13 protein-coding genes are annotated in these 13,197 nt (G+C 65.1%); 4 read left to right on the plus strand and 9 right to left on the minus strand.

Going from position 1 to position 13,197, the window contains the following annotated elements; all coding sequences use genetic code 11:
• Position 1: 1 nt before the first annotated feature.
• The 8 genes from WJU21_RS03130 to WJU21_RS03165 all read right to left on the minus strand — a co-directional run bounded on the left by WJU21_RS03130 (position 2) and on the right by WJU21_RS03165 (position 9,822).
• Positions 2 to 1,033, minus strand: coding sequence for a FemAB family XrtA/PEP-CTERM system-associated protein (locus tag WJU21_RS03130; protein WP_346321916.1), 1,032 nt, complete (start codon positions 1,031 to 1,033; stop codon positions 2 to 4).
• Positions 1,034 to 1,045: 12 nt separating this feature from the next.
• Positions 1,046 to 1,873 (minus strand): XrtA system polysaccharide deacetylase, encoded by an 828-nt coding sequence (locus WJU21_RS03135; protein ID WP_346322445.1) that lies wholly within the window; start codon positions 1,871 to 1,873, stop codon positions 1,046 to 1,048.
• Between the two features lie 145 nt (positions 1,874 to 2,018).
• Entirely contained in the window at positions 2,019 to 3,491 is a 1,473-nt protein-coding gene (locus WJU21_RS03140) for a TIGR03016 family PEP-CTERM system-associated outer membrane protein (protein WP_346321917.1), read from the minus strand.
• Positions 3,492 to 3,522: 31 nt separating this feature from the next.
• The gene (locus WJU21_RS03145) at positions 3,523 to 4,464 is read right to left on the minus strand and encodes an XrtA-associated tyrosine autokinase (RefSeq protein WP_346321918.1); all 942 of its coding nucleotides are present in this window, start codon (positions 4,462 to 4,464) and stop codon (positions 3,523 to 3,525) included.
• The gene (locus tag WJU21_RS03150) at positions 4,464 to 6,038 is read right to left on the minus strand and encodes an XrtA system polysaccharide chain length determinant (protein WP_346321919.1); all 1,575 of its coding nucleotides are present in this window, start codon (positions 6,036 to 6,038) and stop codon (positions 4,464 to 4,466) included. Before WJU21_RS03150 ends, WJU21_RS03145 begins: the two co-directional genes overlap by 1 nt.
• 205 nt (positions 6,039 to 6,243) lie before the next feature.
• Positions 6,244 to 6,870, minus strand: a complete 627-nt coding sequence (locus WJU21_RS03155; RefSeq protein ID WP_346321920.1) for an XrtA/PEP-CTERM system exopolysaccharide export protein — start codon at positions 6,868 to 6,870, stop codon at positions 6,244 to 6,246.
• A 199-nt stretch (positions 6,871 to 7,069) separates the two neighbouring features.
• The gene (locus WJU21_RS03160) at positions 7,070 to 8,293 is read right to left on the minus strand and encodes a pyridoxal-dependent decarboxylase, exosortase A system-associated (RefSeq protein WP_346321921.1); all 1,224 of its coding nucleotides are present in this window, start codon (positions 8,291 to 8,293) and stop codon (positions 7,070 to 7,072) included.
• Positions 8,290 to 9,822, minus strand: a complete 1,533-nt coding sequence (locus WJU21_RS03165) for an acyl-CoA ligase (AMP-forming), exosortase A system-associated (protein ID WP_346321922.1) — start codon at positions 9,820 to 9,822, stop codon at positions 8,290 to 8,292. The genes WJU21_RS03160 and WJU21_RS03165 overlap by 4 nt, the downstream gene beginning before the upstream one ends.
• A gap of 94 nt (positions 9,823 to 9,916) precedes the next feature.
• On the opposite strand from WJU21_RS03165, the gene WJU21_RS03170 reads away from it, so the two are divergent.
• Genes WJU21_RS03170 through WJU21_RS03185 form a run of 4 tightly spaced genes read left to right on the plus strand, consistent with a single transcriptional unit; the run spans position 9,917 to position 12,894 of the window.
• Complete coding sequence (locus WJU21_RS03170; RefSeq protein ID WP_346321923.1) at positions 9,917 to 10,948, plus strand: GNAT family N-acetyltransferase; 1,032 nt, start codon at positions 9,917 to 9,919, stop codon at positions 10,946 to 10,948.
• A 36-nt stretch (positions 10,949 to 10,984) separates the two neighbouring features.
• A complete protein-coding gene (locus tag WJU21_RS03175) occupies positions 10,985 to 11,230 on the plus strand; it encodes an acyl carrier protein (protein WP_346321924.1) in 246 nt (81 codons plus the stop codon).
• A gap of 19 nt (positions 11,231 to 11,249) precedes the next feature.
• Positions 11,250 to 12,074, plus strand: a complete 825-nt coding sequence (locus WJU21_RS03180; RefSeq protein ID WP_346321925.1) for a hydrolase 2, exosortase A system-associated — start codon at positions 11,250 to 11,252, stop codon at positions 12,072 to 12,074.
• The gene (locus WJU21_RS03185) at positions 12,061 to 12,894 is read left to right on the plus strand and encodes a hydrolase 1, exosortase A system-associated (protein WP_346321926.1); all 834 of its coding nucleotides are present in this window, start codon (positions 12,061 to 12,063) and stop codon (positions 12,892 to 12,894) included. The genes WJU21_RS03180 and WJU21_RS03185 overlap by 14 nt, the downstream gene beginning before the upstream one ends.
• Here the strand turns inward: WJU21_RS03185 and WJU21_RS03190 are convergent.
• Positions 12,891 to 13,049: a hypothetical protein gene (locus WJU21_RS03190; RefSeq protein ID WP_346321927.1), complete on the minus strand. Its 159-nt coding sequence runs from the start codon at positions 13,047 to 13,049 to the stop codon at positions 12,891 to 12,893. The two genes, WJU21_RS03185 and WJU21_RS03190, sit on opposite strands and share 4 nt — an antisense overlap.
• Positions 13,050 to 13,197 lie beyond the last annotated feature (148 nt).

Genomic DNA, 13,197 nt, shown 5'->3' on the forward strand with positions numbered 1-13,197 from the left:
GCTATCCCAGATACCGCGAGACGAGCGGACCCAGCCTGTTCGCCACCGCCAGCGGCAGGCGCGACCACACCGCGATCATCAGCCTGTATTTCGGGTTGTTGGGGCTGGCGTCGGGCAACCGGTCGCCGCGCCACAGATAATATTCGTAGTGCAGTGGCTCGGGCTCAAAGCCGAAATTGCGCTTGAAGGCGAATGCGCCGGACCCGACCTTGCTGCGCCCGAAATCGAACATCGTGCAGCCGCGCGCGCCTGCGCGGCACATCAGGTCGTAATACATGAAATCGTTCGCCCCCAAGCGCCGCGCCTCCAGTCCGCCGCCGCCATAATAGGGCAAGACCTGATCGCGGAAGTAGAAGTTGAGCACCGCGGCGACAGGCACGCCGTCGGCCGTGATCGTGAGAACGTCGGATTCTCCGGGAAACGCGCGAAGCAATTCAGCAAACCATCGCCTGGGGAATACCGGCGTGCCCAGGTTTCGAACGCTGGCCGCATAGAGCGGGAAGAACCGGTCGAGGCCGCGGTCGATCCCCGCGGCCAGACCGCGTCCGATGGCCTTGCGCACGACAGCCCGCTGCTTGCGCGGTATCGCTTTCAGGTTGGCGTCCGGATCGGCGGTGATGGAGCGCCGGAAGGTGGCGTAGGCCCCATCCTTCGCCGGCCAGCCGAGGCCGGTGGCGATCTGCGCGCGGAGTTCCAGATGATCCACGTCGAGCAGGTCGGCGAGCGCCATCGCGTGACCGGCCAGCATCTCCACGATCTCGGCCGTATCGCCGACCGGGCCACCATAGACCGCGAACGCGGTCGACATCAGGGCATGCCCGAACAGCAGGCTTTTGATCCGCACCAGCGGCAGCACGCCGACAACCCGGCCCCCGTTCTCGGCAACCAGGTACGGACAATCGTGGCCATAGGCGTTCTCGATGGCGGTCCGCCAGCCCCACAGATGAAAGAACGTGGCGGCGGGCGCGGCGCGGACATAGGCGTCCCATTGCCCCTTGTCGTCCGGCGACGCTTCGCGGACCGTGATGGTCATGGTCAGCGTGTCTCATCCATCGAGAAAGACCCTGTCCATGCGGTCCCATTCGAAATCGCGCAGGGCGCGGCGGATCTTGCCTTCCATGGCCGAAAGCCGGGAATAGTGCCGGACCCGCGACCGCAGCGGCGCGCCGTGCTGGCGGGGCTGATCCGGATCGATCTCCCAGGGATGGAAATAGAACATGGCCGGTTGCCCATCGCGTCCGTTCACCCGCCGCCATGCCCAGCGCGACCAGGCATAGGGCAGCAGCCGGAAGTAGCCGCCGCCGCCGCAGGGCAACCGCTTGCCGAGCAACGCGACGGTGCTGACCGGCACCTCGATGAGTGCGCCCGTTCCGGCCCGGTGGCTGAATCGCTCGCCGCCGGGCATGCCATAGATGTCGTGGGCGATGGGATAGATGCTCGAGCTGTAGGTGTGCCCCTCCTCGGCCAGGACGTCATGGGCCCAAAGGGTCCGGGCGTCGATGGAGAAGCTGGCTGCCCGGTAGCCGTTCACCGCGGTGCCGGACAGATCCTCCAGCAGCGCCTTGGTGTGCCGCGTGTCGTCCCGGAACTGGGCGTGCGTCATGTCGCCGACGCGGCGGTGGCGGAAGCCATGGCTGGCGATCTCGTGACCTTCGGCGGCCATGCGCCGCAGCAGCGCCGGATAGCGCTCCGCGACCCAGCCCAGGGTGAAGAACGTGGCCTTCACCCCGTTCTCGGCGAACAGATCCATGACCTTGTTGGTGTTGCGCTCGACCCGGTGCGGCAGGCCATCCCAGTCCCTCTCGCCGATCTGGCCGGCGAAGGCCTGGACCTGGAAGTAGTCCTCGACGTCGACGGTCAGCGCGTTGCGCATGTCGGGCCGGCCGGACAGGATGGCAGAAGATGGCACGGACCACTCGCTGCGTTGACAGTGAAACCCGGTTCATTTTCCGGGCGCGGCTGAAATAAATCAACCAAACAAAATCAACGGCATATGCCGGACAACTTCACTGAAATTCTCAGAATGTCACCCGCAGGTTGAACTGGATCACGTTCTCGGTCTGGTCGTTGATCGACTGGTTTGAATCGAGCAGGGAGAAGACATAGGCCAATTCGGCATCCAGATATTTCGAGAACGTATAGTGCAGCTCGGCCCGGGCGCCGTAGAAGTTGTCCACCCGGCTCGGCCCCAGGTCGAAATCGGTGTGCCGGTGACGCAAATGCAGCACGGCCCGCGTACGGTGGTTCAATCGTTGGGAGAATCGCGTCTTGATGTCGTATTCATGGATTTCGCGGTCCGTGGTGTCGAACTTGCGCACTTCGTAATAAGCGCGCGCATCCCAGGAGAACAGCCGCTTTTCCCACTGGGCGTTTACTTCCAGCCGGTTGCTTCCGAAGGTGTCGTTCTCGATGCCGAACACGATGTCGTCGGGGTCGAGGAGGCTGCCAAAGTCGCTGACGAAAAAGTCGAAATCGTTGAACTGGCCGTCCTCGTTGATGTCGGCGAAGCGGCGGTGGGTGGTGGTGATCTGGTGCAGGTAGGTGACCCCGAACTTCCACCGTTTGCGGCGATAGACCGCGTCGGCGCCGAACGAATTTTCACCATCCTGCTTGCCGTACCACAGCTTCACGTCGGTGTTGCGCGTCGGGTTGAAGCGCAGGCCCGCATGCCACGCCAGTCCGTTGATATCGTCGTTGAGATCCGGGTCGGTGATCTTCTGGTAGCCCGCCGTGCCGGTCACGCCAAGCCAACGCACAATCCTGTATTCGAGGTCGAGATGGGCGTCGATCTCCTCGGCCTCGCGTCCATCGCCGCGATGCCGGCGGTCATAGGAGGCCGTGGCGCCCCAGTGGAAGCGGCCAAGCCGGTCGCCGCTGTCCGCCGAAACCTGGCCCCTGTGGCTCATATAGCTGTCGATGAAACGTGGCGTGGGGTCGTCTGACCGGGGCTTGGCGACCGTCACGTAGCGGAACAGATAGGTCCACCGCATGTCGGCGATATCGAACAGGCGGTGCTCGAAGCTGGGCTCGACCGAATAGGACATGGTCTGGCGCCGGTTGATCGAGAAATTGGTGTCCGAGAACGTCACCGAACCGGTGTTGTCCACGAACGGCTCGGCCATGACGCCGGTGGCGTCGATATAGAAATGATCCTCGATCACCTCAGCATGAAGCTTCGAGCGCAGATGGTTGCGCCACTGGGTGCGGCCGTCATTGACGAAGTGCAGCAGCGTGCCGTCGTAGTCGGCCTGGAACTTCAGCCGGTTGCCATCGGCCTTGATCGCCAGCCCCGGCTCGACCCTGAAAACCAGATCGGATTCCTTGCCGGCATTGTCCAGGTCCACATTGTCCGTATAGGCGACCTGCGCCTCGAGGCGCGGCGTAACGCGCCACTTGGCAGCCGACGCCGTCTGGCTGGTGGCCAGGATCGGCAATACTGCAAGGGACAGGATGACGACGCATCTCGGGTTCGTGGCCCGTCTGCATCTCACGCCCAGCGCCCTCCCCCAACGACCGCCAAGCTCAGCTCCTGTAATATTCGTAATACGAACCAAACCGCACCTTGCCGCCCATGAAGCGCGCCTTGTTGAGCAGCAGGCTGATGTGACGGCAATCGCTGATCAGCGACAGCGCCTCCATCACCTGAGTCTCGCGCGTGCGATCGGCCTCGACCACGAACATGATCTGGCCCATGCGCGCGGCGAGAACGCCCGGCGCGCTGGAGGCAAGCACCGGCGAGCTGTCGAAGATCACGATCCGGTCATGGTAGCGGCGCGCCATTTCCTCGAGCAGCGCCGCCATCTTCTCGGACGACAGCAGCTCCGTGGCGCCTGGATGGGGACGGCCGGCAGGCAACACCGTCAGATTGTCGATGTTGGTGCGCAGCAGACAGTCGGCCACGTCGAGACGGTCGTCGACCAGCACATCGATCAGGCCCTTGTCGGCGTCGATGTCCAGTGCGCTCAGCAACTGAGGCCGTGCCACGTCCGCGTCGATCAGCATGACCGTCAGATCGCGCTCGGAGGCAATGGACAGGGCCAGGTTGATGGAACAGAAGGTCTTGCCCTCGCCCGGCTGGGTGCTGGTGACCATCAGCAGGTTGCCGTTGGGAATCAGGTCCGGGCTGCTCGGCAGCGCCTTGCGCAGCAGCTGACGCTTGACGATGCGGAACTCCTCGGCCACGCGGGTCGGCGCGTCATCGGGGACAATGAAACCGCCCTGGCGCAAACGATCGAGATCGATCATGGCGGATTGGGAGCGCCGCCGGTCGCGTGCCCGCTGCTCGGCATCCGCATCCGGCTCGGCAGGGACTTCTGCCTCTGGCGTCAGGGGAAGCGGTTCAGCCTCGGTCTCCAGGGCGGCCTTGCCGGCGTCGGCCTGCGCCGGATCGTCGGCCGACCGGGCATCGGCGATCCGCTGCGCGGCGCGCTCGATCAGGTTCTTGTTGGCGTCATCCGTGCCCATCAGCTGGATCCCCAGAGGGCAACCGGCGCAATCCGGTAGGTCATGACAAATACATATGCCACAACAAGACCGGCCAGCACGACCGAGAACGACGCGATCTCGATCCGCCGCCGCCGGCTGTAGCTGTCGAACGGCACGGCCGAGATCGTACCCAGTACCGGAAGGTCGAAACTGGCCCGCAGCCGGTTTGCGGTGGAAAAGGTGTGATGCACCTGGCTGAGCAGGAACGCGACGCCAAGGCCCGCGGCCAGGCCGATCAGCAACGACGCCGACAGCAGGGCGGGACGGTTCGGGCTGCTGGGCGCGCGCGGCAGGTCGGGCGGCTCGATCACGCGGAACTGCACCTTGTCGGTCTTGCCTTCCAGGTCCTGGGTGATCCGCGCGGATTCACGCCGCTGCAGCAGATCCTCGTACTTCTTCTTCACCACCTCGTAGTCGCGGTCCACCCGCATCAACTCGGCTTCGACATTCGGGACGGTCTTCGCCAGTTCATCGAACTGCGCGATCATGGTTTCCTTGCCGGCTATGCGGGATTTGAGGCTGGCCAGGTTGGTGTCGGCATCCACCAGCTTGACCTGAATCTGCTCCCACACCGGATTGATCATGGTCGCGTTGGGATTGAGCGGGCTTTCGTCGTCGCCGGCATTCTGGTTGGTGGCGGCGGCCCGCTCCCTGTCGTAATCCTCGAGCGCCTTGTCGAGCGATTCCTGGGCGGCGACAACGTCGGGATGGAGCGGCGTATAGCCCTGGGCATCCAGTTCTCCCAGCTTGCGCCGCATTTCGGCGATCTGGTCGGCGGCGCCGAACGAATCCCTGTTGGTGCCGCTGGCCGTGCGAATGGCGATGAAGCGCGGCACGGCCAGCGACTGCCTCGCCAGTTCCGCACGCATCAGCGCGGCGTCGTTGTATTGCCGCTGCAGATCCGAAAGTTCGCTCTTCTCGCGCTGCATGCGGGCGAAATAGTTTTCGTCGCCCGGCAGCAGGCCGATATTGTCGCGGCGGAACTGGGCCCGGCGCTGTTCGGCCTCGGACAATTGCTGCTCGTAATCGCGGATCTGTTCATCAAGGAACCGGCGGGCCTGCGAAATATCCTGGCGGCTCAGCCCAAGGTTGCTCTCGACGAAGATGGTCAGCAGCGACTGGACGACCCGCTGGGTCTTCTGGCGGTCATGATCCTCGTAGGACAGGCGGAACAGGTTGGGGGCGACCGGCGTAAGCTCGACGCGGGTGCGGATCTGGGCGGCCATGGCCGCGACCTGCGCGTCGCTGGTCGCGGTCAGGTCCAGGTCTGCCATGCGCAGCACCCGCTCCATGTTCGGCCGGCTGAGCAGCGTCTGCTGCATCACCTGGACCTGGCGATTGGTGTCGACATCCACAGTCACGCCCTGAAGCAGGTCGTTCAACATCGTGTCCGTGTCGATGTAGATCTGGGCAGAGGACCGGAACATGTCGGGAATCGACGTTACATACATCCAGCCGCCAAGCGTCACCAGCCAGGCCACGCCGAGCGCATACCAGCGGCGCAGCCACAGCGAGCGCAACAGAAGCAGGAGTTGTACGTAATTATCGTTCATTCTTCGACTTCGGAGCCTCGAGCTTCCCGGGCCCATCCCGTTCCACCAGCGTCGCCCCGGCCGCCGGCTATCGTTGTCCCTCGTCCGCCGCGGCGCAATATCGACGCTGCCGCACGCCGCGTCCGTTCAGGCGGTCCGGCGTACCGTGAAAGGCCGCCAGGTGCTGCACGGGACACAGCCTCCGAAGCGCCAGTCCCCCGGCAAATCAGAAAAAACTCTCCGGGATGATGATCACGTCGCCCGGATTGATCTTCACATTGGCGGATACGTCGCCGTCGCGGATCAGGTCGCTGATCCGCACGGTATATTCCTCCTGCCGCTTGCTTTCCGTGTTGTAGCGCACGAGCGTCGACCGGTTGCCCGCCGCATATTCGGTCAGACCGCCGACGCTGATCATCACGTCGAGCAGGGTCATGTTGGCGCGGAAGGGAATGGCCTGCGGTTCGGTTGCCTCGCCGACCACGCGCACCTGCTGCGCGAAGGGTCCGGTGAAGCCCGAGACAATGACGGTGACGATCGGATTGCGGATGTATTTGGACAGCGCGCCCTCGATGTCGCGCGCCAGCTGGGTCGGCGTCTTGCCCGTGGCCGGCATGTCCTCGATAAGCGGCACGGATATGCGGCCGTCGGGGCGCACGGTCACTGTGGTGGTGACCTCCTGGTTGCGCCAGACGAACACATTGACCGTGTCGAGCGGACCAATGATGTAGTCCGGTCCGGGCCCTTCAGCCGGGGAGACGAATTCGGCCGCGGGAAGACGTTCATGGGTGGCGCCGCAGGCAGCGACAGCAAGCGCCAAGGCAGCGGCAAGTAGCAGCCGCGTCCAATTCATCATGATCCTGACAGGCAACTCGACATCCCTCTCCGGCACTTCACACAAGTTGCCGCCATCAAGCGATAGCGTTGGTCGACTGGCTGACGGCCAGTGAAAACTGCCCCCAAGCAGCAACCATGAGTCCAAGCCTATACCGCCAATTCCCTTGATTCTCCATCCATTTGTGAAGATCGGGTACCCAGCGCGGTGCCGCAGTTCATACCAGCCGCTCGGCCGCAGGCTGGTGCCCGAGGAATCCGGCAGGGCTTGCCGACGCTCCATAAGCCCCCGATTGGAACACCACGACCAGATCGCCGACAGCCGTTTCCGGCAGGGCCACATTATCGCCAAGCCGGTCCAGCGGGGTGCACAAACAGCCCACGACGTCGGCCGTTTCCGTTGCCGGCATGTTCATCCTGCCGGCAATCGCCAGGGGATAATTCTTGCGGATCACCTGGCCGAAATTGCCTGACAAGGCAAGGTGATGATGCAATCCGCCATCGGTCACCAGGAAGGTTTTGCCGCGCGAGACCTTGCGGTCGACGATTCGCGAGACATAGAGCCCCGCCTCTCCCACCAGATAGCGGCCGAGCTCGATGGCGAAGGCGGCATCGGGACATGCGGCGCGGCCGCGCGCGAGCAGCGGCCCCAAGGCCCCGCCGATCCGGCCCAAATCCAGCGCCGCTTCGCCAGGAAAATACGGAATGCCGAATCCGCCGCCCAGATTGATGTAGCGCACCGGCGCGGGTGCGTCTGCCGCCAGCCGGGTTGCCAGATCGACGGTTTTCTCCAGGCAATCGATCAGGACCTCGCCATTGAGGATCTGCGAGCCGGCGAAGATGTGGAAGCCGAGAAACTCCAGCGGCAGCCCCGCCAGCTCGGCCAGCAGCGCCGGCACCGCCTCCTCGTCGACGCCGAACTGCTTCGGCCCGCCGCCCATGCGCATGCCCGATTGCCGCAACTCGAACAGCGGATTAACCCGAACCGCCACGCGCGCACGGGTGCCAAGCGCGCTTGAAATTGCCGCCAGACGGCGCATTTCCCCGGCCGATTCAAGGTTGACGGTCACGCCGGCCGTTGCCGCCATGCGCAGTTCCGCGTCGGTCTTGCCGGGTCCGGCAAAGCTGATCCGGCTGACAGGGATGCCCGTGGCCAGCGCGCGCTCAAGTTCCCCGGACGACGCCACATCGAGCCCGTCGACCAGCCCTGCCAGCAGTCCCACCACCGCAGGCAACGGATTGGCCTTGATCGCATAATGCAGGTCCAGCCCCGCTGGCATGGCGGCGCGCAACTCCGAAACCCGCGCGGCGATCAACCCGCTGTCGTAGATGTAAAGCGGCGTCCCCGCCTCGGCCGCCAGTTCGGTCACGCTGCGACCGCCCGCCATCAACTCGCCGTCGCGGACCTGGAAGCTGCCTGGCGGCATGGCGGCGCGGCTCATACCGCCGGCCCGAACATGCCGGCCAGTTCGACGGCGAGGCCATTCCTGTCGATCTTGCCGTTGGGATTGCGCGGCAGGCTGTCGCGAACGATCACGGCCTTGGGCACCATGTAGGCCGGCAATTGGGAGCGGCAGCGCGCCAGCACGTCATCCGATGACGCCTCGTCCTCATCGCTCAGGCAAACCAGGCAGACAATGGCCTGACCGAGCACGCTGTGCGGCACGCCCACAGCCACCGCCTCGGCAACCCCCGGCGTCTCGTAAACCACATCCTCGATCTCGGTGGGGCTGACCCGGTAGCCGGACGTCTTGATCATGTTGTCGTGGCGCTCGACGAAATAGAGGTAACCGTCGGCGTCGCGGGTCACCGTATCGCCCGACCAGACCGCCGGTTCCGCGGATCCGAACGACGGCGGCAGCGGGCGGAATCGCTCGGAAGTCCGTTCAGGATCGTTCCAGTACCCCTTTGCCACCAGCGGTCCGCTGTGCACGAGTTCTCCCGGTACGCCCGGCGCGGCGCTTTGCCCCGCTGCGTCGATGACGTCGATGACGGCATGGGGAATGGCCTTGCCGATGGAATCCGGGCGCCGGCCCACCTGGGCCGGATCCAGATAAGTCGAGCGGAACGCCTCAGTCAGACCGTACATCAGAAAGATTTTCGTGCGGGGCGCCCGCTGGCGCAACGCCGCAATGGCGTGGCGCGGCATCCGGCCGCCCGAATTGGTGACATAGCGCAGTGTGACGTTCACGCATTCGGGCCATTCGAGCGCCAGCACCTGCAGCCATAGCGGCGGCACACAGGCAAGTCCGGTGATCGCCTCGCGCTCCAGCGCGGCGACAATGTCCTGCGGGAACAGGTGATTGATCAGCACCGCCGTCGCACCGGTCAACAGCGCCGTCGACAGCTGCGACAGGCCGTAGTCGAAGCTCAGCGGCAACGCGCACAGAATGCGGTCGTCGCGGGAATTGCGCAGATAGGTGGCGACACTATGCGCGCCTGTCGTCAGGTTCCGGTGCGACAGCATGACCCCTTTCGGCGACCCGGTGCTGCCTGAGGTGTAAAGCAGTGCCGCCAGATCGTCGGGGGCCGGATGTCCGATGGCGCCATCCGCGCCCAACGCCAGAAACTCGTCCCATTCCGAGTCGAGAATAACGCGGCGCACGCCGACCGGCAGCGCGGCGCCATCCTGCTCCAGCATCGCGAGTCGATCAGCCGATGTGACCAGCAGGGACGCGCCGGAATCGGCCAGAATATGATGCACCTGCCGCGCTTTCAGCACCGGATTGACGGGGACGAACACGCCGCCTGCCCGCGCCACGCCGAAATAGGCGGTCACTGAGGTGATAGACTTGGGCAGATAGACCGCGACCCGCTCGCCCGCCTTCATGTCATGGCGCAGAAAGGCGCTCGCGGCACGCTCGATGCAGCCTGCAAGACCCACATAGTCGATGGCGTCCGCGCCCAGGCGCACCGCCTCTCCAAGGGGATTGCGCTTCATGCCGCGCTCGATGATGTCGCCAAATAGCATGATGAAGCCGCTGCCTGCACACGGTAGGGTTTCCCCTACCCTCACTGGGCTGCTTGTTAGACGAATGACCCTCACAGTGGAAGAGTTTAGCGATGTGTCACGGGTCCCGGAGGACTTTGCCGCCCTGTTCGAGCGGGATGGGGCGCGCGATTTCTTCCTGACCCGGGACTGGTTCGAGCTGCTGTCGGCGCAGGGGTTGGACCCGGCGTTGGATCGCCTGATTCTCGGCGCGCGCTCGCAGGGCGGTACGCCGGCCGCGCTGATGCCGCTGGCATCGTCGGACGGCAAGGTCACCGGACTCGCCAATTACTACACCATGCTCTACGCGCCGCTGATCAATACGTCCCTGCCCGACTCTGAGGTTGCCGACGCCCTGCGGGCCATCGCGCGCACCCTGAAGGCCCAATGCTGCACGGTTCATCTCCGGCCGATGGCAGCTGACGCCCCGGTCCTTCCAGCACTTTCACGCACGTTCCGCGAGGCCGGCTTCGTCGTCGATAGCTATCCCTGCAGCGCCATGCGCTATCTGGACTGCCGGGGGCTGGATGCCGCCACGTTCACGGCCGGACTGGAATCGCGCATCACCAATACGATCCGGCGCAACATGGGCGACATGCGCGCCCCCGACAGCTTCGCGCTGTACACCGAGCCGTCGGAAGTGGATCGCGCCATGACGCTCTACGAGGCCGTCTATGCCGCCAGCTGGAAAGAGGCCGAGCCGTTTCCCGGTTTCATGCGCGCGCTCGCCGAACTCTGCGCGCGGCGCGGCATGTTGCGGCTGGGCTGCTGGTCGATCGACGGCGATCCGGCGGCCGCGCAGTTCTGGATCGTCCACAACGGCCGGGCCACCATCTACAAGCTGGCCCATGACCGGCTTTACCATACGCGCTCTGTGGGATCCGCCCTGACCCTGCGCATGTTCCAGGAGATCCTCGACGGCGACCATCCCGGCCGGATCGACTTCGGCCTGGGCGAAGAACCGTTCAAGGCCGACTGGACACCTGACAGCGCACCCAGGATCGGCTGGCTGGCATTCAATCCACTGACGCCGCGCGGCGCCGCTGCAGCGGCGCGGCACAAGGCAGGGCGCCTTTTCCGCTTATCTCGGCGGCGGAAGGGTGTATAAACCGCTCGAAATGCGGCGGAACGACAACTGCACCTCATGACAACCATCGAGACGGTTCGCAATCTTCTGGACGAGACGCTGGGGCTGGGCGACAGAGCAGGCGCCATGGTCGCCTCCACGCCGCTGCTCGGGAATCTCCCGGAACTCGACTCCATGGCCGTGGTTGAAATCGTGACCCGGCTGGAAGCTGAATTCGGCATCAGAATTCACGATGACGAGATCAGCGCCGAAACATTCTCGACTCTGGGCGGGCTGGCCGCATTCATCGACGAGAAGCGCTGACACCAAAGGGGGCTGTCGGTTGAAGGCCGAGTTTATTGCCGGTCCGCGCGGCGACCTGTTCGCGCTTTACCTTCCGCCGGATCCAGGGTCTCCAGACCATGGCGACCTGATTTTCGTTCCACCATTCGCCGAGGAAATGAACCGCTCACGTGCGGTGGTGCTTGCCCATGCGCGGGCCTTCAACCGGGCGGGCCTCGGCATTCTCGTGCTCGATCTCTATGGCACCGGCGACAGCGACGGCGGCTTTGCCGACGCCCGCTGGGAAACCTGGCGCGAGGACATCAGGGCGGCTGGCGGCTGGTTGCGCGCGCGCGGTCGCGACACGATCGGCCTGTGGGGCCTGCGGCTGGGCGGCCTGCTGGCTCTCGACACCATGTTCGACGATCCGCTCGGCTTCCGGCAGCTTGTGCTGTGGGAGCCGGTCACTTCCGGCACGGCCTATATGGACCAGTTCCTGCGCATCGGCGTGGCCGAGGGCATGGAATCCGGCGGGCGCAGCATCACGCTCGACGAGATGCGTCTGAAGCTGAGCCGCACCGAACCGGTCGAGGTGGCCGGCTATGTGGTCTCTCGCATCCTCACCCACGCCATCGACCGGTCGGATCTGCTGGAGCTGATCGAGGCGGTCCGCGTACCGGTCACCTGGATCGACTGCGCGCAACCCACCGCGCAACGCCTCGCCCTGATCGAGGACGCAGGGCGCGCCTGTGCCGCCAATGGCGCGCTGTTCGACTACGTCCCGGTCCGCACTGCGCCCTTCTGGTCGGTGACGAACGCATCGGCCGAGCCGCCTTTTGCCGAGGCGGTGATCGGCGCCGTGGTGAGCCGCCATGCCGCTGGCTGACGAACGCATAATCGAAGTCGGAACCGGCGACGGTCACCTGCTGGCCATCGCGCACCTGCCGGCGCCCGCTGCCGGACACGGGGTGCTGATTGTTCCGGGCGCGCCCCAATATCGGGTCGGCCCGCACCGGCTGTTTGTCGATCTGGCCCGCCAGTTGGCCCACCACGGTGTCGCGGTGATGCGCATGGATCGGCGGGGTTACGGCGACGATGGCGGCGCACCCGTCGATTTCGAGCAGGCGGGCCCGGACATCGAGGCCGCGCTGGCCGCGTTCCGAGCCGCCTCGCCGGATGTGCGCTCGTTCACCGTTCTGGGCCTGTGCGACGGCGCCAGCGCCGCGCTGCTCCATGCCCCTTCGCTTGCAGGCGTGGACGGCCTGATTTTGCTCAATCCCTGGGTGCGCGGCGAGACCGCCGGTTCGCAGGCGGTGCTGAATGCCTATTACCTGCCCCGATTGCTGCGCTGGCGGCGCTGGCTCGCGGTGATGACCTCATTCGCCCGGATGCGCGGCGCATTGCGCGGTATCGCGACCGCGGTGCTCGATGCGCTGCGAAAGCGGGATGCCGATCATCCCGCCTTCGTCGACACCATGCTGAGAAACTGGATCGACTTCCCCGGACGGTCACTGATCGTGCTCAGCGGACGGGATGTTACCGCGGCCGAGTTCGACCAGCTGGTACGCCGCACGCTGACATGGCCAGTGGTGACAAAATCCACCAATGCGGCAGTGCTGCCCATAAAGGATGCGGACCACACCTTCAGCAGCCGCCGCCACAAGGCCCTGCTCTCGGAAGAGATCCTGGCATGGCTGACGACCTAGACTGAGCCGCCTTCAACGTCACGATTTTGGCCGTGCGGTGTCGGCTTCCAGCCGCGGCGTTTCCGTCCGCCGGCCTCGTGCTCCAGGCGCAGGGCCACGAAAGCCGCCAGCGCCGGGCCGATGCAGAACAGGATGAACATGGCGGTGTCGAACATGGCGGCGCTTGCGGTCCCATCAGTCAGGTGGAGGCTGGCACACTATACCAGACCGGGCGAAAACACCTCAGTGCCTGATTAGGCCGTCCATCCGGCGGCGCGCCCTGTTAGGATCGGCACCGAACGTTTCACCCATTCGGCAGCGGAG

Source organism: Emcibacter sp. SYSU 3D8, from assembly GCF_039655875.1.
Taxonomy (GTDB): Bacteria; Pseudomonadota; Alphaproteobacteria; order SMXS01; family SMXS01; genus RI-34.